Annotated in this window: 23 protein-coding genes; 16 read left to right on the top strand and 7 right to left on the bottom strand. The window is 65.2% G+C overall.

Features of this window, described 5'->3' with window-relative positions:
* Positions 1-2 precede the first annotated feature (2 nt).
* The 9 genes from JF515_RS10480 to JF515_RS10440 are packed head-to-tail and all read left to right on the top strand — an operon-like array spanning position 3 to position 7680.
* Positions 3-1694, top strand: coding sequence for an ATPase, T2SS/T4P/T4SS family (locus tag JF515_RS10480; protein ID WP_203103929.1), 1692 nt, complete (start codon positions 3-5; stop codon positions 1692-1694).
* Positions 1684-2538 (top strand): type II secretion system F family protein, encoded by an 855-nt coding sequence (locus tag JF515_RS10475; RefSeq protein ID WP_203103927.1) that lies wholly within the window; start codon positions 1684-1686, stop codon positions 2536-2538. Before JF515_RS10480 ends, JF515_RS10475 begins: the two co-directional genes overlap by 11 nt.
* Positions 2531-3418, top strand: coding sequence for a type II secretion system F family protein (locus JF515_RS10470; protein ID WP_238400955.1), 888 nt, complete (start codon positions 2531-2533; stop codon positions 3416-3418). The genes JF515_RS10475 and JF515_RS10470 overlap by 8 nt, the downstream gene beginning before the upstream one ends.
* Positions 3415-3774, top strand: a complete 360-nt coding sequence (locus tag JF515_RS10465) for a DUF192 domain-containing protein (protein WP_203103925.1) — start codon at positions 3415-3417, stop codon at positions 3772-3774. The genes JF515_RS10470 and JF515_RS10465 overlap by 4 nt, the downstream gene beginning before the upstream one ends.
* On the top strand, positions 3731-4186 hold the full coding sequence (locus JF515_RS10460) for a tetratricopeptide repeat protein (RefSeq protein ID WP_203103924.1): 456 nt from the start codon (positions 3731-3733) through the stop codon (positions 4184-4186). The genes JF515_RS10465 and JF515_RS10460 overlap by 44 nt, the downstream gene beginning before the upstream one ends.
* Positions 4183-4980 carry a TadE/TadG family type IV pilus assembly protein gene (locus JF515_RS10455; protein ID WP_203103923.1) on the top strand — a complete coding sequence of 266 codons (798 nt, stop codon included), beginning with the start codon at positions 4183-4185 and terminating at the stop codon, positions 4978-4980. The genes JF515_RS10460 and JF515_RS10455 overlap by 4 nt, the downstream gene beginning before the upstream one ends.
* 3 nt (positions 4981-4983) lie before the next feature.
* Positions 4984-5973: a hypothetical protein gene (locus JF515_RS10450; protein ID WP_203103922.1), complete on the top strand. Its 990-nt coding sequence runs from the start codon at positions 4984-4986 to the stop codon at positions 5971-5973.
* Positions 5974-5977: 4 nt separating this feature from the next.
* Complete coding sequence (locus JF515_RS10445) at positions 5978-7162, top strand: hypothetical protein (protein ID WP_203103921.1); 1185 nt, start codon at positions 5978-5980, stop codon at positions 7160-7162.
* A 41-nt stretch (positions 7163-7203) separates the two neighbouring features.
* Positions 7204-7680: a glutathione peroxidase gene (locus JF515_RS10440; protein WP_203103920.1), complete on the top strand. Its 477-nt coding sequence runs from the start codon at positions 7204-7206 to the stop codon at positions 7678-7680.
* A 12-nt stretch (positions 7681-7692) separates the two neighbouring features.
* Here the strand turns inward: JF515_RS10440 and JF515_RS10435 are convergent, their stop codons facing one another.
* From JF515_RS10435 to trhA, 4 genes are all read right to left on the bottom strand, one after another.
* On the bottom strand, positions 7693-8100 hold the full coding sequence (locus tag JF515_RS10435; protein ID WP_203103919.1) for a DUF6691 family protein: 408 nt from the start codon (positions 8098-8100) through the stop codon (positions 7693-7695).
* Complete coding sequence (locus tag JF515_RS10430; RefSeq protein ID WP_203103917.1) at positions 8097-8537, bottom strand: YeeE/YedE family protein; 441 nt, start codon at positions 8535-8537, stop codon at positions 8097-8099. Before JF515_RS10430 ends, JF515_RS10435 begins: the two co-directional genes overlap by 4 nt.
* The gene (locus JF515_RS10425; RefSeq protein ID WP_203103915.1) at positions 8537-8872 is read right to left on the bottom strand and encodes an ArsR/SmtB family transcription factor; all 336 of its coding nucleotides are present in this window, start codon (positions 8870-8872) and stop codon (positions 8537-8539) included. Before JF515_RS10425 ends, JF515_RS10430 begins: the two co-directional genes overlap by 1 nt.
* Before the next feature lie 132 nt (positions 8873-9004).
* Positions 9005-9664: a PAQR family membrane homeostasis protein TrhA gene (trhA, locus tag JF515_RS10420; protein ID WP_203103913.1), complete on the bottom strand. Its 660-nt coding sequence runs from the start codon at positions 9662-9664 to the stop codon at positions 9005-9007.
* Positions 9665-9926: 262 nt separating this feature from the next.
* Here trhA and JF515_RS10415 point away from each other — a divergent pair, with 262 nt between their 5' ends.
* Together JF515_RS10415 and JF515_RS10410 are read left to right on the top strand one after the other, a co-directional pair.
* Positions 9927-10376, top strand: coding sequence for a Dps family protein (locus tag JF515_RS10415; RefSeq protein ID WP_203103911.1), 450 nt, complete (start codon positions 9927-9929; stop codon positions 10374-10376).
* A gap of 233 nt (positions 10377-10609) precedes the next feature.
* On the top strand, positions 10610-11476 hold the full coding sequence (locus tag JF515_RS10410) for a metal-dependent hydrolase (protein ID WP_203103909.1): 867 nt from the start codon (positions 10610-10612) through the stop codon (positions 11474-11476).
* Here the strand turns inward: JF515_RS10410 and JF515_RS10405 are convergent.
* Positions 11473-12306, bottom strand: a complete 834-nt coding sequence (locus JF515_RS10405) for a mechanosensitive ion channel family protein (protein WP_203103907.1) — start codon at positions 12304-12306, stop codon at positions 11473-11475. The two genes, JF515_RS10410 and JF515_RS10405, sit on opposite strands and share 4 nt — an antisense overlap.
* Complete coding sequence (locus tag JF515_RS10400) at positions 12299-14284, bottom strand: AAA family ATPase (protein ID WP_203103905.1); 1986 nt, start codon at positions 14282-14284, stop codon at positions 12299-12301. The genes JF515_RS10405 and JF515_RS10400 overlap by 8 nt, the downstream gene beginning before the upstream one ends.
* A 102-nt stretch (positions 14285-14386) precedes the next feature.
* On the opposite strand from JF515_RS10400, the gene JF515_RS10395 reads away from it, so the two are divergent.
* The 4 genes from JF515_RS10395 (at position 14387) to JF515_RS10380 (ending at position 17542) form a co-directional block, all read left to right on the top strand.
* Positions 14387-14788 carry a CBS domain-containing protein gene (locus tag JF515_RS10395; protein ID WP_203103903.1) on the top strand — a complete coding sequence of 134 codons (402 nt, stop codon included), beginning with the start codon at positions 14387-14389 and terminating at the stop codon, positions 14786-14788.
* A gap of 79 nt (positions 14789-14867) precedes the next feature.
* Complete coding sequence (locus JF515_RS10390; protein WP_203103901.1) at positions 14868-15368, top strand: DUF962 domain-containing protein; 501 nt, start codon at positions 14868-14870, stop codon at positions 15366-15368.
* A gap of 51 nt (positions 15369-15419) precedes the next feature.
* A complete protein-coding gene (locus JF515_RS10385; protein ID WP_203103899.1) occupies positions 15420-16115 on the top strand; it encodes a helix-turn-helix domain-containing protein in 696 nt (231 codons plus the stop codon).
* Positions 16116-16270: 155 nt separating this feature from the next.
* Positions 16271-17542 (top strand): O-acetylhomoserine aminocarboxypropyltransferase/cysteine synthase family protein, encoded by a 1272-nt coding sequence (locus tag JF515_RS10380; protein WP_203103897.1) that lies wholly within the window; start codon positions 16271-16273, stop codon positions 17540-17542.
* Positions 17543-17560: 18 nt separating this feature from the next.
* On the opposite strand, the gene JF515_RS10375 is transcribed toward JF515_RS10380, so the two are convergent.
* A complete protein-coding gene (locus tag JF515_RS10375; RefSeq protein ID WP_203103895.1) occupies positions 17561-18520 on the bottom strand; it encodes an AraC family transcriptional regulator in 960 nt (319 codons plus the stop codon).
* A gap of 153 nt (positions 18521-18673) precedes the next feature.
* On the opposite strand from JF515_RS10375, the gene JF515_RS10370 reads away from it, so the two are divergent.
* Positions 18674-19963, top strand: a complete 1290-nt coding sequence (locus tag JF515_RS10370; protein ID WP_203103893.1) for a flavin-containing monooxygenase — start codon at positions 18674-18676, stop codon at positions 19961-19963.
* Positions 19964-19987 lie beyond the last annotated feature (24 nt).

Raw genomic sequence — 19987 nt, 5'->3', positions numbered from 1 at the left:
AAATGTTCAGCGTTCTGGTCAAAACCAAAAAAGGCACCCTGGTGGGCAGCTACACCTGCGAGCGGATTGAATGCGTGCTCGGCAAGGAAAAGGAAAGCCTGGTGCCCATGGCCGGCTGGAAGGTGGCGGGGCTGCACGCGCGCCTGCAATGCCGCGAGGACGGCCTTTACGTGATCGATCAGGGCCATCGTACCGGCACCAGCGTTAACGGCCGCAAGGTGGAGGAGTACGGGCCGCTGGACGAAGAGGACGTGGTCGAGATCAGTGATTACCGGCTCAGTTGCCGTCTGCTCAACACGCCGTCCGAGCTGCGCCGGCCCGCCTCCGAGGCGGCGCCGGGGGCGGCGGAACCCGAACAGACCACGAACCGCTACGAGCCGGATGAAACGCCCCGGTCCCATGAGCATGAGGCCCGTGTTACCCATTGGCGCGAACGTATCCGTCGCTCCCTGGTGGACTACATGGACCTGCGCCGGGTCAACGTGGCGGACATGAGCGATCAGGAGCTGCGGCAATTCACCGCCGGGGCCATCGACAAGATCATCCGTGATCAGGACGGTATCGACGCCGATATAGACAAGGACGAACTGGCGCGCCAGGTGCTCGCCGAGGCGGTGGGTCTGGGCCCGCTGGAGCCATTGCTGGCCGATGACAGCATTTCCGAGATCATGGTCAATGCCCGCGATGAAATCTATTACGAGCGCAATGGCCGTCTCAATCAGTCCCGGGTGACTTTCACCGATGATACCTCGGTGATCTCCGCCATCGAGCGCATTGTCTCGCCGCTGGGCCGGCGTATCGACGAAAGCTCACCGATGGTGGATGCCCGGCTCAAGGATGGCTCGCGGGTCAACGCGGTGATCCCGCCGCTGGCTCTCAAGGGGCCCAACCTCACCATCCGTAAGTTCATGAAGGAGCGCCTTACCGCGCAGCACATGCGCCGGTTCGGTTCGCTCAGCGACGAGATGGTGGCGTTCCTGGAATTGGCGGTGCGCAACCGCAAGAACGTGGTGATTTCCGGTGGTACCGGCTCGGGCAAGACCACTCTGCTCAACGTGCTGTCCAATTTCATCCCCGATAGCGAGCGGATCATCACCGTGGAGGATGCCGCCGAGCTGAAGCTCTACCAACCTAATCTCGTGTCCCTGGAAGCGCGACCCGCCAACCAGGAAGGCCGTGGCGCGATCACTATCCGCGATCTGGTGAAGAACTGTCTGCGTATGCGTCCGGACCGTATCGTGGTGGGCGAATGCCGTGGCGGTGAAGCGCTGGACATGCTGCAAGCGATGAACACCGGCCACGATGGCTCGCTGACCACCATCCACTCCAACTCGCCGCGGGATTGCATCTCGCGTCTTGAGGTGCTGGTGCTGATGTCCGGCATGGATCTTCCGGTGCACGCGATCCGCGAACAGATCGCCTCGGCGGTGGACATCATCGTTCAGCAGACCCGCTTTGCCTGCGGCAGCCGCAAGGTGACCAGCATCGCCGAGGTCACCGGCCTGGAAGGCGGGGTGATCCAGTTGTCCGAGATTTACCGCTTCCAGCAGAAAGGCTATGACCAGGAAGGCCGGGTGCGCGGTGATTTCGTCGCCACCGGCGCGATCCCGGATTTCGTCGAGGAGATGCGCGAGCGGCACATCGAGGTGGACATGAACCTGTTCCGTAACCGGGAAGAGGCGCATGACTTTTAGCATCCTGCTGTTCGCGTTGCTGCTGGCCGTCAGCGTATTCCTGTTCGCGCTGATGGGCTACCGCCTGTTTACCCAGGCGGCGGTGCGGTACGAGGAGCGCTTTCGTGAGAGCGCGGAGGCGAACCTTAAGGATCTGTTCATCTTTATCGATCCCCAGAAGCTGTTTTTATTCAACCTGGGAATTCTGGTGGTGTCGGCGTTCCTGATATGGGCGATGTCCGGCAATCTGCTGGTCAGCCTGCTGTCGGCGGCGCTACTGGCCGCCTGTCCGCGCATGGTGTATTCGGTGCTGCGTGCCCGCCGCGAGCGCAGTTTTAGCTACGCGCTGCCGGACAGCATGGCGTCGGTGGCTTCAATGCTGCGTGCCGGTTCCAACCTGCAGTCGGCGCTGGAGCTGATGGTCAAGGAATCCTCCGGGCCGATCCGCCAGGAGTTCGGGCTGCTGCTGCGAGAGCTGAAGATGGGCGTGGATTTCAATGAGGCGCTCGACAACATGCAGGAGCGCATGCCCGGCGAGGACCTGCGCATGCTCACCGCCGGCATGAAGATCGCCCGTGAAGTGGGCGGCAGCCTCGCGGACGTGTTGGCGCGGCTGGCCGAGACGCTGCGCCGCAAGCTGGAGATCGAAGGCAAGATCAAGGCGCTTACCGCCATGGGCAAGGCCCAGGGCTATGTGATGGCGCTGCTGCCCCTGGCGGTGGGTTTCGCCATCGCCCAGATCGAACCGGAGGCCATGGGCAAGCTGTTCACCACCATGGCGGGTTGGGCGGTGTGTGCCGTGGTCGTGGTGCTCGAGCTGCTCGGGTTCTGGTTCATCAAGAAGATAGTGTCCATCGATGTTTGATTCCGGAGCGTTTTACGCCATCGTCGCCGTGGGGCTGCTGCCGGTGGCCTTCATCCTGATGTTTCTGGCGATCAGTCGGGCGCGCAAGGAAGTGGAGCGTGACGAGCGGGAATTCATGGACCCGCTGCCGTTCATGCTGCGCCTGATTTGGCCACTGGTGGAATTCTTCGCCCACTACCTTGGCAGCCTTATGCGGGTGGAGCAGATCGCTCGCGGCAACCGCCTGCTGGCGCAATCCGGGCAGGGTTTCATGATGAACGCCCAGCAGTTCTTCGGGCTGCAGGTGGTGTCTTCACTGTTGTTCATGCTGGGCACCTGGCTGTGCCTGCTGATGCTCGATTACAGCGACGGCCTGTGGGTCCTGATCGCCGGCCTGATCGGTTTCGCGTTGCCCTATCTCAATGCCCGGGAAAAACGCAAGAAACGGCGCGTGGAGATTCTTCGTCAACTGCCGGTTTTTCTCGATTATCTGGCCATGAGCATCCAGGCCGGGGCCAACTTCACCGGTGCCATCCGTCATTCCGTGGAGAAGGGGCCGGAAGGCCCCATGAAGGTGGAGCTGAACAAGGTGATGCGCGACATCCGTGCCGGCATGGGGCGCTTCGACGCGCTGCGTCTGATGGCCGATCGGGTCGACGTGGACGCCGTGCAAACCTTCGTCAACGCCGTGGTGCAGGCGGAGCGTACCGGCGCCAGCGTTGGCGACGTACTCAAGGGGCAGGCGGACCAGCGCCGTACCGAGCGCTTCCAACTGGCCGAGAAGCTGGCCATGCAGGCGCCGGTGAAGCTGATCCTGCCGCTGGTGGCGTTCATCTTCCCGACCACCTTTTTGATCATCGGTTTCCCGATCGCCATGAAGTTGTGGGAGGTGTTCCGGTGAAGCTCCGGATCGACGGGCGCGAGGCGCCGGTGCGGGTGCAGGCGGCACGCCGCTACCGGCAGCGGCTGGTGGGGCTGATCGGTCGGCGCCATCTGGCCACGGACCAGGCGCTTTGGATACCGGCTTGCCGCTCGATCCATATGTTTTTCATGCGTTTCGCCATCGACGCGGTCTTTCTCGATGGCGAGGGCCGGGTGCTGAGCGTGCGAGCCGGCATCCGGCCCTGGCGTACCGCTACCGTATGGCGCGCCCGGTCGGTGCTGGAACTGGCCGCCGGCGCCGCCGCCACTCTCGGAATCAAGGAGAACAGCCATGTACAGATTGTTGCTGACGCTGCTGTTGGCGGCGGCGCTTAGCGCCTGCGCCGCCACGGCTCCGTCCCGCGATGGCGAGGCCAGCGCGGATAAACTCAGGCTCGCCGAGAAAGCCTATCAACAAGGCTTGTTCGTGGAAGCGGAATCCTACTATCGGGAGCTGGTTTCCGATAACCCGGAGCTGTATGAAGGCTGGTTCCGGCTCGGCAATATCTATGCCCGTACCGGCCAGCTCGATGCCGCCATCACCATGTATGAGCGTTGCCTGGATCTGGACCCGGATCAGGCGCGGGCCTGGTATAACCTGGCCCTCGTGCGCACCCGTCAGTCCTTGCGAACCCTGGCGGACGCGGAGCAGCGGTTCGCCGACCGGCCGGCGGATCAACGCCGTCTCGGCGCGCTGCGCCAGCGGCTTGTGGAAGCGCTGACCAGCAAGGATGGAGAAGCGCAGTGAGGGCCCGTCGGCGCGCGCAAGGCGGGCAGGCTCTGGCGGAGATGCTGATCACCTTCGCCTGGGGGGTGCCGCTGCTGCTCGCCATCATTCAGCTCGGGCTGATGTACCGCGCCAAGGCAACGCTTAACGACGCCACCTTCCGTGCCGCCCGCGCCGGTAGCCTGCATCACGCCTACACCAGCGACATGAAGCACGAGTTGGTGCGCAGCATGGTGCCGACCTTGTACGCGGTGCCCCCCGGCGAGACGCCGAGTCTGGCCACCTATACCGTGCGGCGCGAAGCCCTGGATGCGCTTTATGGCATCGAGGCGCACCCGATCGCCAAGGTGGACGTGGTCTCGCCCACCGCCAAGGGGTTCCGCGAGTTCTCGAAGCCCGCCTGGGGGCTGACCAGCGATTGTGGGCGTGGTGGCTGCCCCAACGGTGGCGACTATCGCGAGGTGGATGCCGACCAGCGACTTTATGAAATACCCAATGACAATCTGGAGCAGCGCCCCACCACCCTGGTGGATGTGGACGGCCGCAAGATCAATGTTCAGGACGCCAATCTGCTCAAGATTCGAACCCTCTGGTGCCAGGAGATGAAGGTGCCGGGCATCAACCGTCTGGTCTGGGAGGCGGTCAATCTGAGCGGCCTGTTCAACTCCGCGGACTGGCGCCGTTGCAGCCTGCTGCGTGCCGCTCAGGGCGGCTACTACTTTCCATTGTCCAGCCATGCCGTGGTGCGCATGCAAACGCCGGTGCGTTGCGAAGGCAATCCGCGGGGCAACACCAACTGCAAGAATCTGAGGTAAAGAATGATCAAGCGAATGCTGCCGGCGATGGCGTTGATGGCCCTGGCCGGCTCCGTGGAGGCCTTGCAGCCGCAGGCGCTGTTCGAGCATGAAACGGTAATGGCGCGCACCTACCAGTCGCGCGCCAACCTGGTGCTGCCCAGCTCACCGATACGCTACCTGGACAATGAGAATCGTCAGGGGTACGCCTCCGGCGGCGAGATTCATGTGGTCGGGCGGATGCGCCGCCTGGTGCTCGATCATCCCCCCGCCGACAGTGATCTGAGCATCATCGACCATTACCGCGGCCGGCTCATGGGCGCCGGTTACCGGGTCGCGTTCGAGTGCCACCAGGACGATTGCGGTGACGCCGCCGGTTGGCGGCTGATGCTGGGCAAGGGCGTGATCGGCGACAGCACCAGCCAGCATTACCTGCTGGCCCACAAGGGCGCCCAGGCCGAGCGCGGCGACTATGTGGCGGTGTACGTCAATGAAGTGGACGACCTGCCGCGCAGTGTGGTGGTGAGCATGGAAAACGCCCGGCTCACCCGGGTCCGAACCCTGGCCGCGGAACCCGGTAAACAGCAATTGTTCTTCGCGCTCAACGACAGCCGCCTGAGCCTGGCCGATCTGCTGCGTGTGGACCGCGTGGCCACCGCCCTGCGCGAACAGGACGACCTCCAGGCCGCCGTCACCGGCTACGCCGATGGCGCCGGTGACGGCGCCACTGAAAACGGCCGTGACAGCAATCGCCGGCTGGCCCGGGAGCGCGCCGACCGGGTCGCTACATGGCTCGCCGACCACGCCGACGCCGGCGACCGGGTCGCCAACCACGGCGGCCAGGTCCAGGTGCCGCCGCCGGGCGAGGACGGCCACCACTGGCGCCGGGTGGATCTGATCCTGGAACAACGGCCCGAGCCGGCCCCCACCCCCCAGGCGGACGCCGAAACGGCGCCGCCTCCGTCGGATCCGGCCCCCACCGGCGACGGCGCAACCCAGCCCCAAGGAGATTAAGACGATGAAACGGATTCGGTTTGACCGCGCACCGGCCCGGGCCGGTCTCACCCTGGCCCTGGCCGGCGTGCTCGCCGCCTGTGGCGGCAGCGGCGGTGGCGGCGGCGGTGGCGGTTCCACCCCCGGCGGCGGCGGAGACGGCGGCGACACCCTGCCGCGCTCGCTCTCCGAAGTGCCCGCCGCCACCTTCGATAGCGCGGAAACCGTGGCCCTGTTGGCGCCGGGTTCCGTCTACGGCAGCACCGTGGGCATGACCGCCGCCGGGCTCTCCCTGTTCGGCATGCTGGGCGGTGATGTTGAGGAGAGCCGGGTAGTGCGGACCCAGGACTGCTCCGACGGTGGCCAGGTGGTTTTTCTCGGCCGTGCCGATGAGGACCTGGGGTCACCTTATACCGGCAGTCTTTTCGATGTGGTCACCACCGATGAACAGGGCTGCCAGGAAGGCGACTTGTCCGATCCGTCCGAGTTCCTGGAGACACACACCGAGGGCGAGCGACGCATCGGCTACCCGGTGAACGCCGATCCCGCCAATGCCGATGTGTTCGTGGCCTATGAACTCTCTGGCGTCAGCCTGGACGATCCCTATACCGCGGTTCTGAACACCGAAGACGGACCCGTCCTGGACTGGTCCCGGTACTGGGACGGCCATGTGGAGATACGGCGGGGCACCGCCCAGGACAGCCAACTGGGTGATGGCGGTGGCGCCACCGAGCTGTACCAGGTGAGCCGCATCCGCAGCGGCGGCAGTGACGGTATCGGCTACGATCTGCAGACTGGCACCGGCGCCAACGACCGCTTCGTGATGAGCTATGATGCGAAGAATGACCGTTCCGCCTCCGAGTACCGGGAAGAGCGTTACAGTGGTGTGTTCGGCCGCCGTTTCCTGGACAGTGACGGCCAGCCCATCGGGGGTGAGTGTCCGGTCGGTCGCTATCAGGTCAGCACCGATGGCCTGACCGTGGACCAGGAGCGCGACAAGGACGAGGCTCTGTTCGTGCCCGGTGACACCCAGTCCATCGTTTCCGGCGGCCTGACCATGGAAGACCAGGCGGGCAATACCGCCCAGGTGGAATATGATGGGAATGCCGGTATCGTGACGGTGACGCTGAACAACGAGACGGCCGAGTCATTCACTTACCAGGAATTGAACGACGCCCTGCTGGCGCGCTGCTTTTCGGCGCGCCGCTGATCCGGGGCGCCGTTCGACCTTCACCCAGGAGGGAGGCGCCCATGAGCATCTACGACTATCAGGCACGTACCCTGGACGGCGAGGAGAAACACCTCGCCGATTTCCGGGGCAAGGTGATGTTGATCGTCAACACCGCCAGCAAATGCGGCTTCACGCCCCAGTACCAGGGCCTGCAGAAGCTCTATGACAACTTCGCCGATCGTGGCTTGGAAATTCTGGGCTTCCCCTGCAATCAGTTCGGCCATCAGGAACCCGGCGACGCCGGCGAAATCGGCGCCTTCTGTGAAAAGAACTACGGCGTCGGCTTCCCCATGTTCGACAAGATCGACGTCAACGGCGACGACGCCCACCCCCTGTTCCGCTTCCTCAAGGCCGAGGCCCCCGGCGTGCTGGGCACCGAGGCCATCAAATGGAACTTCACCAAATTCCTGGTGGACCGGGACGGTCGCGTGGTGCGGCGTTACGCGCCCAAGGACAAACCGGAAAAGATCGCCGACGACATCGAGGCGCTGCTGTAGCAACCCGGGGCGTCAGCCCCGGGTCAGGCGGAACAGCCCCATCCCCGCCAGCATGGCGGCCACGAACAGCAATGCCTGGCCCTGGCCGGCGCCGGCCGCCACCAGCGCCGGGCCCGGACAGAAGCCGGCCAGCCCCCAGCCGGCGCCGAACAGCAGCGCCCCGATTACCAGCGGCCGGTCGGCGCGGTTGGCCGCCGGGCGCCGCATGGGCTCGCCCAGCAGCGACCGCCGCCACCTCCGTGACAGGCTGAAAGCCACCAGGCCCACCGCCACGGCGCCGCCCATCACCAAGGCCAGGGACGGGTCCCAGGCGCCGGCCAGATCCAGAAACGCCAGCACCTTGGCGGGGTTGGCCAGTTGCGACACCAATAAGCCAAGGCCGAATACCAGGCCGACCAGAAACGCCACCAACCGGTTCATGACCATCCTCCCAGCAAATGCCGTGTCACATAGACGGTGGCGAACCCGGCACCCATGAACAGCAGGGTCGCCACCAGCGAACGCGGTGACAGCCGCGACAGGCCGCACACGCCGTGGCCGCTGGTGCAACCCGACCCCAGGCGGGTGCCATAGCCGACCAGCAGGCCGGCGATGATCAACACCGGCGTGGAAGCGGTCACCGTTAGCGGCGCCGGCCCGGCCACCAGGGTGTACAGCCAGGGCGAGACCAGCAGGCCGGCGAGAAACGCCAGACGCCAGTCGAGATCTCCGGACTCCGGCTTCAGCACCCCGCCGAGAATGCCGCTGATGCCGGCGATACGGCCCACCAGCAACCACAGGGCGGAGGCGGCAACGCCGATCATCAGCCCGCCCGCCAGAGCGGTCCAAGGGGTGAAAGCGGTCCAGTCCACGGTCATCACGGGGTCTCCTGATCAGGGCAAAACAGACTGTGCAGGGTTTGCAGCAGGGTCAGTACACGCGGGTCGGCCACCCGGTACAGGCGGCGGCGTCCATCGGCACGGCTCACCACCAGGCCCTGGCGGCGCAGCAGGCCCAGCTGCTGGGACAGACTGGGCTGGCCCAGGCCTACCCGTGCTTCCAGCTCCCGCACCGAGCACTCGCCCTGGCTGAGCTGACACAGCAGCAGCAGGCGGTCCTCGTGGGCAAGGGCGCGGAGAAAGCCGCAGGCGTCACCGGCGCCCTCGCGCAGGGCGGCGAGGGCGGCGTCGGTAAGAGCGGGGGAGTCGGTCATGGTTGGGAGTCGGTCATGGTTGGCGCGGGCCGTCAGGGCTAATGATTAAAGTAAAAATATTATATTTATTTATATAATAAATGCGCAAGCCCCGAGGCTGGCGCTGCCCGCCGGGGGATAAATCGGGTCGATTCAGGCGGGCAGGACGCCGTAGTAGACGGCGGCGAAATGGCAGGCGCTGCCGCCCACCACGAACAGGTGCCAGATGGCGTGGTTGTAGGGCAGCCGGTCGGCCAGATAAAACACCACGCCGGCGGTATAGGTGACGCCGCCAGCGACGATCAGCCAGAAACCCAGGGCGTCGATGCTGTCCACCAGTTCTCCGGAGGCGAACAGCACCAGCCAGCCCATGGCCAGATAGATGGCCACCCGGGCCAGCTTGTAGCGATTGCCGAACACCAGTTTCAGAACGATGCCGATGGCCGCCAGCCCCCAGATCACGCCAAACAGGGTCCAACCCACCGGGCCGCGCATGTTGACCAGCAGGAAGGGGGTATAGGTGCCGGCGATCAGCGCGAAAATGGCGCAGTGATCCAGCATTTTGTAGGCGGCCCGAAGGCGCGGCCTCCGGCTGCCGTGGTAAAGCATGCTGGCGGCATAGAGCAGCGCCAGGGTGGCGCCGAAGACACTGAAGCCGACGATCTTCCACGGGTCGCCGAGCAGGCTCGCCGCCACCACCAGCACCGCCGTGCCGATCAGGCTGAGCACCAGGCCCAGGCCATGGGTCAGACTGTTGAGCAGTTCTTCCAGCAGGGAATAGTCCGCCGTCGCGGCGTCATGCCGTGAGGCCATGGTGTCTCCTCGGATGATTGCCAGTGGGGGAACGGATTGCCCGGGCCTATGACCATGATTCGTGGAATCTGTTCGCCGTCACCGGTCAGCGTGCTTATGCTTTTACTAACAAAGCAAACAAGCATCATCAAGGTAAACAAGAGCCGGCACAAGCGGCGTACTGAACGGAAGGTTGATGTCGCTCAGCTTGTGAAAACGGAAAAAGGGCGCATTCTATGAAGGTCCGTTTCACGGCCTTCAGGGCCCTCAAGGAGGTAAATCGATGATTGAACACAGCAAAGAGGTCGCTCAGGAACTGAGCAAACTGCTCGCCGAGACCTACACCCTTTATCTGAAAACCCATAATTACCACTGGAACGTCACCGGCCCCATGTTCCACAGCCTGCACCTGTTGTTCGAGGAGCAGTACACGGAGCTGGCCACCGCCGTGGACACCATCGCCGAGCGCATTCGTGCCCTGGGCGAGAAAGCGCCGGGCAGCTATGCCGCGTTCGCCAAACTGTCGTCCGTGAAAGACGCTGAAGGCGATCCGGACGCCGCCGAGATGATACGTACCCTGACCGCCGACCACCGCACCGTGGCGGAACGCGCCAACAAGGTGCTCAAGCTGGCCGGCGAACACGAGGATGAGGGCAGCGCGGCGATCGCCAGCGACCGCATCGAGATTCATGAGAAAGCGGCCTGGATGCTGTCCGCCCACCTGGGCGACTGAACCTGGCCCGATCCCCCAAGCGCTCACCCGGACCGCGCGCAAGGACGCGCTCCCGGTCCCCGCATTCCTGATTCCCCCCCTAAGCCGGCACCCCGCCGGCATTTTTTTGCGCGCCGGCCCGTTGGGGCCAGGCGAAGGTCTGAAAATGGCACGGCCTGCACTAGCGTACCGACTCGCCGGTGGCCCATATTGACGGCTGTCTCCAGCGACTCCAGGCAAGGGGAGTGCTTGCTATGAATGCCAAGGCCACACTGCGCCGTACCAACCGCAGTGACATACAACCACGGCGGATGGATTTCACCTTCGATCCGGACCTGCCGCGCTACTGGTTCGGTAACGACCAGTTCAAGACATTGCTGCTGACCGCCCTGTCATGCACCTTCCCGGAGGGTGAGCGTTTCTTCGTGCGTTCCGTGCGCTATTACCAGAAGAACATCACCGATCCGGATCTGCGCGAACGGGTGAAGGGCTTCATCGGCCAGGAAGCGCATCATGGCAACGAGCATGAGCACTTCAACGCCTTCATGGAAAGCAAAGGCGTGCCGACCCGGAAAGTGCATGATTACGTGCACGAGGGCATGAAGTGGATCGCCAAGAAATTTTCCCCGGAGCGGCAGTTGGCCAAGACCTGTGCCCTGGAACATTTCACCGCCATGCTCGCCGAGCTGATGCTCGAGGAACCGGAATTCCTGGAAGGCATGGACGAACGCATGCTGCCGCTGTGGTTGTGGCATGCGGTGGAGGAAAGCGAACACAAGGCGGTGGCGTTCGATGTTTACCGTGATCAGGTGGACAACTACTGGGTCCGTACTTCGGAAATGGCGCTGACCACGGTGGAATTCATTGGCTTCACCATCTTCCACTACATCCAGCTGCGTGAGGACATGGACGACAAGCGCGATCTGCGCTCGGTGCTCAACGGCGTCAACTGGTTGCTCGGCAAGCCCGGTTGGTTGCGTCGTCTGGGCCGCTCTTACCTGGCCTACTACAAGCCCGGCTTCCACCCCGAGAAAAAGGACAGCCGCGCGGCGCGCGAGCGTGCCCTGAAGAAACTCGCCGAGATGCTCGACCGGCCGGAGCTGGCGGCGGACGCCGCCTAGTCCGGGACGACTTCCCCGCGCAGTTCCCGGGGGCGGGCGATGCCCCGTTCCCGGAACAGCGCGGTCACCCTCAGCACCAGGTCGCTCTGGAACGCTTTCTCATAGTGCACGTCGAGCACGTAGGCCTTGGCGCGTAGACGAATCGCCAGATACTCGGCCACCGCCACTTCCTCGATGGCGAACGTCACCGGCTTCTTCAGAAAGGCGTAGCGGCTGGTGACGATGACTTCCTCGATGATATCCCGTGCCGCCTCCAGATCCGCGTCCAGGCCGACGTGGAAATCGGTGACCACCATCATGTCCAGCTCGCCGGCGTTACCGGATGCCACCACGTCGGTGATGAAGAGGGCGTTGGGGATGGTCACCAGGTTGTCGTCCAGGGTCTGCACGCGCACCGCCCGCAGCCCCATGGAGACGATTTCGCCGTAGGTATCGTCGAAAGTGATGCGGTCGCCGACCTGGAACGGGCGGTCGAACAGCAGCAACAGGCCGGCCACCAGGGAGGCGGCCACGTCCTTGAGGGCGAAGCCCAGGGCCACGGCGACGGAGCCGGCGGCGGCGAGGATGAACTCCCGAGGCGGATTGAGCACCCCCAGGATCAAGGCGCCGGTGCCCAGGGTATAGATGGCGAAGCCGATCAGGGTGGTCAACTGCAGGATCAGAAAGCGGCGCGCCGGCACCCTCTCCATCAGCGAATGGCCCAGGTGCTGGATGCCCCAGTTCAGCGCCCACAGGCACAGGCCCCCCAGCGCCAGCAGGGCGAGTACGGAAAGGTCGAACAGGTCCAGTACCATGGCCAGATCGCCGACCAGATCGCCGCTTTCATTCATGGAGCAGGTTCTTCCTGTTCAGGTGAGTGATCATGGCGTGGTACCACAGCGGCACCAGGCGGTAGCGTCCGTCGTCCTCGCTGGAACGGATGAAGCCGGCGTCGAAGCCGGCCTTGAGCGCGTAGCGCACCACGTTTTCCGACAGGTGGGTGACCGCCACGATTTCGTCGCCGGACAGGTTCTCGTGGGTGGCGATGGCGGCGTACACGAACAGCAGGTTTTCGCCGGCCTTGTCCATGGCGGAGCTGGGCGGCAGTGACGGTAGCCCCACCACCACCTCGCGCCGGCCCACCTTCACCGAGGTCTGCCATAGCCGCAGGGCGGTCATCGGGTTGCCCCGACAGGCGTCCCACAACAGGCTGAAATAACGTTGCTCGGCGTTGCGCACGTTGCCGGCGTCCGGGCCCCGGGAAGACAGCAAGACCTCATCGTAGCGCAGCCGAAGCTCGGTACGGTGGTGGCGCGAGAGGATCAGCGAACGGATCTCCGCCGGGCTCCAGCGCTTCACTTTCAGGGCGTTGCGGAACTGGTATTCGCGGCCGAATACATTGCACAGGTAGGCCCAGCTCTGGTTGTTGAGCAGAATCAGCCAGAACAGGTTGTCCAGGCGCGCGTTGGTGAGCCGCAGCAGGGTGCGCCAGCCGTCCAGGCCACCAATTCGGGAGAGAAACACGTTCTGGCACTCGTCCAGTACCAGCAGGGTGGGCGTGCGGTCGGCGTCGTTCTTGACCAGGCTGGCGGGTCCTTCAGCAAGGTCTTCGTTCAGGGCCTCGGCGATCAGGTCGGTGAGTGCCTCCGGCGACAGGGTCTTGGGCGGGACTTGCAGCGAGACCACGCGCAGGTCCGGGTCGTCCTTGGCCAGGTTGGCCACCAGGCGGCCGGCGGCCAGACTTTTGCCGCTGCCTTTTTCGCCGGCCACCAGCAGGGTGTTCTCGTCGGTGCGGTCCTCCCGCCAGCGGCGGATCGACTTGCCCATGGCATCGAGCAGGCCGGTATCGATGAAGGGCGCCGGTTCATCATCGGGCAGTTCGGCGGCGAACCAGCGCTGGTAGTCCTGGGCCGCCTGGCTCTCGTCCACCTCGGCATCCTCGTCCTCCTCGCTCCGGTTGCGCAGCCGGAACCAGCGCGCCTTGAGGCGCAGATAGGCGTCGAAGCCGGCGAACAGCCGGTCCAGATAACGGGTGGTGAAATAGACCAGCGCCACCGGCAGCAGCAGCGGTGCGGTCCAGTGGAACAGGCCCCGGCGCAGCAGGATCCCGGCGAGCGGGTCCAGCCGCGAGGGCAGGATGCTCTGCAGGCACAGCACGTATTCCTCCGCCCGGGGCGCCAGCAACCTGCCCAGCGCGGCGTACAGCGATAGCGCCACCAGCGCCGCCAGGGCGGCGTGCACCGCGCCCTCCGGGCGCACCTGGGAAACCACCAGGAACAGGCCCCAGGGCAGCAACAGCGCCAGTGAAAGGCGGCGGGCGCGCAGCCCGGCCTGGTCGGCCTGGTCGCCTTGCATATAGTGGCCGGCCCCCTGGGCCACGCGCAGGATCAGCCATTCGCCGATCAGTCGCTGGACGCCATACAACGCGTACAACCAGGCCAGGGGCAGGGCCCAGTGCAACCACCGGGTCGACGGCGACCGCTCCAGTAACGGCGCCGCCAGCGTCAACGCCAGTGCCAGGATCAACCAGGGCAGCAGCGGCGCCAGCCCGGCCACCAGCCGGCTCAGATTCCACAGCCAGCGGCGCTCGCTGCCCAACTGGAGTATCCGTCCGTGCAGTGCCAGCAAGGCGCCCCGCGCCCGCTGGCTGCCTTTTGCCAGCAGCACGAACAACGCCACGCCGATCAGCAGCGCCAGGGCGTTACCGGCCAGGTTGAGCGTGGTGGTGTCGGTGATGCCGTAGAACGACCGCAGCGCCTCGATCACTTCCCGCGGCGCCCGCGTCCAGGAGAACCCCATGGTGCGTCCCTTGCCTCTGGTTTTGGCCATTGTATGGGGCTGCGTCGCGGGCGTCATCCGAGGGGCGCCAGCCGTTCGGCGAGGGTGCTATAGTCATGGTAACAGCGGCATGAAAGGCGAAGGAGAGAGGGCATGGCTTCATTGCTGGTTAAGGATTTGATGGTGCGCCACCCGCTGGCGATTCAGCAGGGCACCGAACTCACCTCCGTGGTGGCGACCCTGTTGCAGAGCCGCTACAGCGGTCTGCCGGTGGTGGATCGGGAACGCCATGTCATCGGGTTCGTGTCCGAGCAGGACTGCCTGCGTCGCCTGCTGGTCACCAGCTATCACCAGGAAGGCAGCGTGCGGGTGGAGGAACTGATGCACGACGACCCTCTCACCGTGCTCGAAAACCAGTCCGTGGTGGATATCGCCGAGATGATGATCAAGCAGAAACCCAAGATCTATCCGGTGCTCGACGAGGGTGGCCGGCTCACCGGCCTGCTTACCCGGCGCATCGTGCTGCGCGCGCTCAACGACAGCCGCCGGGCCTGACCGCTTCGTACAAGTTTGCGCGGTGTTGGTACGTTAGTGTTAAGGCGCAATGACCCAATAACAAAAAGGAGTGCGTGCCATGCGCGATCTCGCTACTTTTCTCGCCGATTACGGTGAAAGTCACCGCCACCCCGTGAATCAGTGGGTGCACATCGTCTGCGTACCGATCATCTTCGTCGCCACCCTGGGCCTGTTCTGGCTGATTCCGGTGGGGCAATGGCTGGGCCTGGAAGGCGCCGCCGCCTACTGGATCAACGGCGGCACCCTGCTGGCCCTGGTCTGCATGCCGTTCTACCTGCGGCTGTCCATGGGCATCTCCCTGTTGATGCTGGGCTGGCTGCTGGCCTCGCTGTGGCTGATCACCACCGTGGATCGCAGCCCCTTGTCGCTGGGGTGGAGTGCTCTTGCGCTATGGCTGGGTGCCTGGGCGGTGCAGGTCTGGGGCCACAAGGTGGAAGGCAAGAAGCCCTCGTTCGTGGATGATCTGGTGTTCCTGCTGGTGGGACCGGTGTTCGTCAGCCTGGAGCTGCCCTACAAGCTGGGCCTGACCCGCACCCCCGGCCACGGCAAGCCTTCCTGACACGTGACCCCGCCGCGATCGCCCCTGTATTTGTGGGAGGGCGGCTGGTGCATGCTGGCGCCGCACCTGCATAACCGGCCCCACCGGCATGTGGCCGCGTCCCTGCTGGTGGGGCTGGCGGCGCCAATCCGCGTGCACCTGGCCGGTCACCGGGTCACCGCCAAGGCGGTGTGGGCGGCGCCGGATCTGGAGCAGGCGCTGGACAGCGACGGGCCGGTGGCGGTGCTGCACCTGGATCCGGATCACCGCGCCTGGCGGGCCTTATGCTTGCAGGGCCCCGGTGGTGAATTCGACCTGGCCCGCCATCCGCGTTTCGCGACCGCCCTGACCGCTCTGGCGGCGTCCCCCTCGGTGCCGGGGGCGCTGGCATTGCGTGCCGCTCTGGAAGCCGGTGAGCCCCGCCCGCTGGATGCGCGCGTCCGTGCCGCCTGCGATACCCTGCGCCAGGGCGACGGCGAGGTGGGTGGCGCCGCCCTGGCGGCGTCCGTGGGCCTTTCCGAATCCCGCTTCCGGCACCTGTTCCGCGAGGAGCTGGGGGTCAACCTGAAGCGCTTTCAGCTTCACCTCAAATGTCAGCGGGCGCTGACCCTGTGGCGTGACGGCATGAGCCTCACCGATCTGGCCCTGGCCGCCGGCTTCTATGATCAGCCCCATCTCAACCGCACCCTGCGTGCCATGTTCGACACCCTCCCTTCCCGCTATGCTAGGGCCTTTCCCGTTCGGGTCGAGCATCTGGACCCGGCATAAACACCTTCACCTTGTGCATGCACGGTGCTGGACGCGGCCCGCAACCCGGTGTTCGATACGGACCTGAATGACGTTCCCCGCGACTTCGGTTTCTGGCCGGGGCCGCGCTTAAATAACAGAGCCGCTCAAATAACAGAAAAGCAGTGAGGACCCCGATGAAACGAGAAACGATCGCCATCCATGGTGGCTTCGCCGGTGACCCGGAAACCCATTCCGTGGCGGTGCCGGTCTATCAGACCACCAGTTATTACTTCGACGACACCCAGCACGGCGCCGATCTGTTCGATCTGAAGGTGCCGGGCAATATCTACACCCGCATCATGAACCCCACCAACGCGGTGCTGGAGGAGCGGGTGGCGCAACTGGAAGGCGGCATCGGCGCCCTGGCCATGGCCTCGGGCATGGCCGCCATCACCGCCGCCATTCAAACCCTGGCCCGGGCCGGCGATAACATCGTCTCGGTGAGCCAGCTGTACGGCGGCACCTACAATCTGTTCGCCCACACTCTGCCCAACATGGGCATCACCGTACACATGGCCGACGGCCGTGATCTGGACGCCATCGCCGCCGCCATCGACGACGACACCAAGGCGGTGTTCTGCGAGTCCGTGGGCAACCCGGCGGGCAACATCGTGGATCTGGCCGGCCTGGCCAAGGTGGCCCACGACGCCGGCGTGCCGCTGATCGTCGACAACACCGTGGCCACCCCGGCCCTGTGCCGGCCGTTCGAGCACGGCGCCGACATCGTGGTGCATTCGCTGACCAAATACATGGGCGGCCACGGCACCACGGTGGGCGGCGCCATCGTTGACTCCGGCCGCTTCCCGTGGAAGGACAACCCGCGCTTCAAGGCCTTCAACGAGCCCGACCCCAGCTACCATGGCGTGGTCTACACCGAGGCCATGGGCGAGGCGGCCTTTATCGGCCGGGCCCGGGTGGTGCCGCTGCGCAACACCGGCGGCGCCCTGTCGCCGATGAACGCCTTCCTGCTGCTGCAGGGCATCGAGACCCTGAGCCTGCGTATGGAGCGCCACTGCGAGAACGCCATGAAAGTGGCCCGCTACCTGCGCGACCACGATAAGGTGGAGTGGGTGAACTTCGCCGGCCTGGACAGCGACCGCGACCACGCTCTGGCCCAGCGCTACATGGACGGCGGCGTGCCGGCCTCGATCCTCAGCTTCGGCATCCAGGGCGGCCGTGACGCCGGCGCCCGTTTCATCGATGCGCTCGGCATGATCAAGCGCCTGGTGAACATCGGCGACGCCAAGTCGCTGGCCTGCCACCCGGCCACCACCACCCACCGCCAGCTCAATGATGAGGAACTGCGCACCGCCGGCGTCAGCGCCGATCTGGTGCGGCTGTCCATCGGTATCGAGCATATCGACGACATCCTGGCGGATATCGATCAGGCCCTGGCGGCGGTTTAAAAGGGGACAAAAGGTTCCCTAACGACGAAACCGGGCCGGCGTTTCGCCGGTCCAGCGCTTGAACGCCTTGGCGAAGGCGCTCTCATCGGAGAAGCCCAGCGCCTCGGCCAGTTCGGCGCCGCGGCGCCCTTCGCGCAGGCCCCGCTCGGCTTGTTCGCGCAGCAGGGTGTCGCGCAATAACTTGAAGCTGGTGCCCTCATCGGCCAGCTTGCGGATCAGATGCCGACCGCTCATGCCGAGCCGGTCGGCGATCCGCTCCTTCCCCCAGCCCGGATTGTCACGGATCAGCTCGCTCACCCGCGCCCCCAGGGAACGGTCGTCCAGCCGTGCCAGCAGTTCGTCGGCCAGCCCGCGCAGGTGCCGGCACAGGGCCGGATTGGCGTGCACCAGGGGCAGCGTCAACTGGTCGGCGCCGAACACCAGGGCATTGTGATCCGCCTCGAAGGTGACCGGTACGCCCAGCTTCTCCTGGTAGCGCCCCGGCGCCGCCTGGGCCGCGTGACTCAGGGTAAGGGCCCGGGCCTGGAACGCCTCGCCGGTGCTCCAGCGGGTCAGATTGAGGAGGCTGGCCAGCACCGCCTCCACCCGCGCCGGCCGTCGGGTGGCGTAACGTGGCCGGTAGCACACCGCCACGTCATCGCCATGGCGGGCCACCTGAAAATCGCCGCCCTCGCCGACGATGGGGTGATAGTCGAGCAGGGAGTCCAGGGCTTCGTCCACGGTTTCGCAGCTCATCAGGATCATGCCGGCGGTATCGAGATGCCCCACCTGCAGGGCCAGGCCCAGTTCCAGGCCCACCAGGGGGTCGCCGGCGGCCTGGCAGAAGTGATCCCAGAGGCGGTCCTGGCGATCCAGGTCCACCCGTTCCCGATCCGACAATTCCGCCGCCAGCGCCGCCGGCAACGGCAGGTCCAGCCGCCGGGCCGCCTGCACGATGGCCTGGGAAAAATGGACGGTAACCGTGGGGGTATGGGACATGGGCATCGCGGCTGAAGCCGCTCCTACGGGCTTTGTGGTTGGCCGCGACCGGCGGGCATGTCCTGAATTAACCGGTCGCGGGTCGCGAATCCGCCGTGCCCCGGCTTCGGGCCAGGGCTAGTCTTGCAAGCATAACAATAAACCGGAGCAACCATGTACGCAGTGATCGGCGCCGGGCCCATGGGTCTGGCCACCGCCCGTAATTTGCAAAAACAGAATCTGCCCTTCGTCGGCTATGAGCTGCACGATGACGTGGGTGGTCTGTGGGACATCGACAACCCCCACAGCACCATGTACGAAAGCGCTCATCTGATTTCCTCCAAGCGGATGACCGAATTCCGGGAATTCCCGATGGACGACCGGGTGGCCACCTACCCCCATCATCGGGAGATGAAGCGTTATTTCCATGATTACGCGGACCACTTCGACCTGCGCCGTCACTATCGTTTCGGCGCCCGGGTAACGGCACTGACGCCGGCGCCGGACGGTGGCTGGGAACTTACCGCCGAGCAGAATGGCGTCAGCGATACCCGGCATTTCGACGCCGTGCTGATCGCCAGCGGTACCCTGCACACGCCAAACCGGCCGACGCTGCCCGGTGACTTCGCCGGTGAGTTGATGCACGCCAGCGACTACCGCCACGCGGATTGTTTCCGCGACAAACGGGTGCTGATCGTCGGTTGTGGCAACTCCGCCTGCGACATGGCGGTGGACGCGGTGCACCGTGCCGCCCGCGTGGATTTGTCGGTGCGGCGGGGCTATTACTTCCTGCCCAAGTTCATCGGCGGCCGGCCCGCCGACGCCATTGGCGGCAAGCTCAAGTTGCCGCGCCGGCTCAAGCAGTGGCTGGACGCACGCCTGATTCGTCTGATCGTGGGGCGGCCCAGCGATTATGGCCTGCCGGACCCGGACTATCGCATGTACGAGTCCCATCCGGTGGTCAATTCCCTGGTGCTGCACCACCTGGGCCACGGCGACATCACCCCGCGCCGGGATATTCGCGCGGTGGACGGCCACACTGTCACTTTCAGTGATGGGGAGCGCGCCGACTACGACCTGATTCTCATGGCCACCGGCTACAAGCTGGATTATCCCTACATCGACGCCGCCCACCTGAACTGGCACGGCGACGCGCCCCGGCTGTACCTGAACCTGTTCCATCCGGAGCGCGACGACCTGTTCATGATGGGCATGATCGAGGCCACCGGCCTGGGTTGGGAAGGGCGCAACGAACAGGCCGAGCTGGCGGCGCTGTATCTGCGCCGGCTCGCCGAGGGGCATCCGGCGGCGCGGAATCTGCGCCGACTTAAACGGGAACGCGCCGGCCACAACCTGGACGGCGGCTATCACTACCTGAAACTGGCGCGCATGGCCTACTACGTCCACAAGGACAGTTACCGGGCCGAGGTGGCCCGGCACGTGCGCGCGCTCCGCGCGGAATAATAACAATACCGTCCGGCGATACGC

The sequence above is a fragment of the Alloalcanivorax marinus genome, assembly GCF_016785095.1.
In the GTDB taxonomy this organism is placed as follows: domain Bacteria; phylum Pseudomonadota; class Gammaproteobacteria; order Pseudomonadales; family Alcanivoracaceae; genus Alloalcanivorax; species Alloalcanivorax marinus_A.
The sequence above is the reverse complement of the archived record's forward strand: the minus strand, read 5'-3'. Positions and strand labels throughout refer to the sequence as shown.

What these genes read in the sequence shown, in the direction of transcription:
- JF515_RS10390 (WP_203103901.1), top strand. Translation starts at nt 14,868, where the DNA reads ATGCGCGATCTCGCTACTTTTCTCGCCGATTACGGTGAAAGTCACCGC.
- JF515_RS10430 (WP_203103917.1), bottom strand. Translation starts at nt 8,537, where the DNA reads ATGACCGTGGACTGGACCGCTTTCACCCCTTGGACCGCTCTGGCGGGC.
- JF515_RS10415 (WP_203103911.1), top strand. Translation starts at nt 9,927, where the DNA reads ATGATTGAACACAGCAAAGAGGTCGCTCAGGAACTGAGCAAACTGCTC.
- JF515_RS10480 (WP_203103929.1), top strand. Translation starts at nt 3, where the DNA reads ATGTTCAGCGTTCTGGTCAAAACCAAAAAAGGCACCCTGGTGGGCAGC.
- JF515_RS10435 (WP_203103919.1), bottom strand. Translation starts at nt 8,100, where the DNA reads ATGAACCGGTTGGTGGCGTTTCTGGTCGGCCTGGTATTCGGCCTTGGC.
- JF515_RS10470 (WP_238400955.1), top strand. Translation starts at nt 2,531, where the DNA reads ATGTTTGATTCCGGAGCGTTTTACGCCATCGTCGCCGTGGGGCTGCTG.
- JF515_RS10450 (WP_203103922.1), top strand. Translation starts at nt 4,984, where the DNA reads ATGATCAAGCGAATGCTGCCGGCGATGGCGTTGATGGCCCTGGCCGGC.
- JF515_RS10410 (WP_203103909.1), top strand. Translation starts at nt 10,610, where the DNA reads ATGAATGCCAAGGCCACACTGCGCCGTACCAACCGCAGTGACATACAA.
- trhA (WP_203103913.1), bottom strand. Translation starts at nt 9,664, where the DNA reads ATGGCCTCACGGCATGACGCCGCGACGGCGGACTATTCCCTGCTGGAA.
- JF515_RS10370 (WP_203103893.1), top strand. Translation starts at nt 18,674, where the DNA reads ATGTACGCAGTGATCGGCGCCGGGCCCATGGGTCTGGCCACCGCCCGT.
- JF515_RS10375 (WP_203103895.1), bottom strand. Translation starts at nt 18,520, where the DNA reads ATGTCCCATACCCCCACGGTTACCGTCCATTTTTCCCAGGCCATCGTG.
- JF515_RS10440 (WP_203103920.1), top strand. Translation starts at nt 7,204, where the DNA reads ATGAGCATCTACGACTATCAGGCACGTACCCTGGACGGCGAGGAGAAA.
- JF515_RS10475 (WP_203103927.1), top strand. Translation starts at nt 1,684, where the DNA reads ATGACTTTTAGCATCCTGCTGTTCGCGTTGCTGCTGGCCGTCAGCGTA.
- JF515_RS10380 (WP_203103897.1), top strand. Translation starts at nt 16,271, where the DNA reads ATGAAACGAGAAACGATCGCCATCCATGGTGGCTTCGCCGGTGACCCG.
- JF515_RS10400 (WP_203103905.1), bottom strand. Translation starts at nt 14,284, where the DNA reads ATGGCCAAAACCAGAGGCAAGGGACGCACCATGGGGTTCTCCTGGACG.
- JF515_RS10405 (WP_203103907.1), bottom strand. Translation starts at nt 12,306, where the DNA reads ATGAATGAAAGCGGCGATCTGGTCGGCGATCTGGCCATGGTACTGGAC.
- JF515_RS10460 (WP_203103924.1), top strand. Translation starts at nt 3,731, where the DNA reads ATGTACAGATTGTTGCTGACGCTGCTGTTGGCGGCGGCGCTTAGCGCC.
- JF515_RS10445 (WP_203103921.1), top strand. Translation starts at nt 5,978, where the DNA reads ATGAAACGGATTCGGTTTGACCGCGCACCGGCCCGGGCCGGTCTCACC.
- JF515_RS10395 (WP_203103903.1), top strand. Translation starts at nt 14,387, where the DNA reads ATGGCTTCATTGCTGGTTAAGGATTTGATGGTGCGCCACCCGCTGGCG.
- JF515_RS10385 (WP_203103899.1), top strand. Translation starts at nt 15,420, where the DNA reads ATGCTGGCGCCGCACCTGCATAACCGGCCCCACCGGCATGTGGCCGCG.
- JF515_RS10425 (WP_203103915.1), bottom strand. Translation starts at nt 8,872, where the DNA reads ATGACCGACTCCCCCGCTCTTACCGACGCCGCCCTCGCCGCCCTGCGC.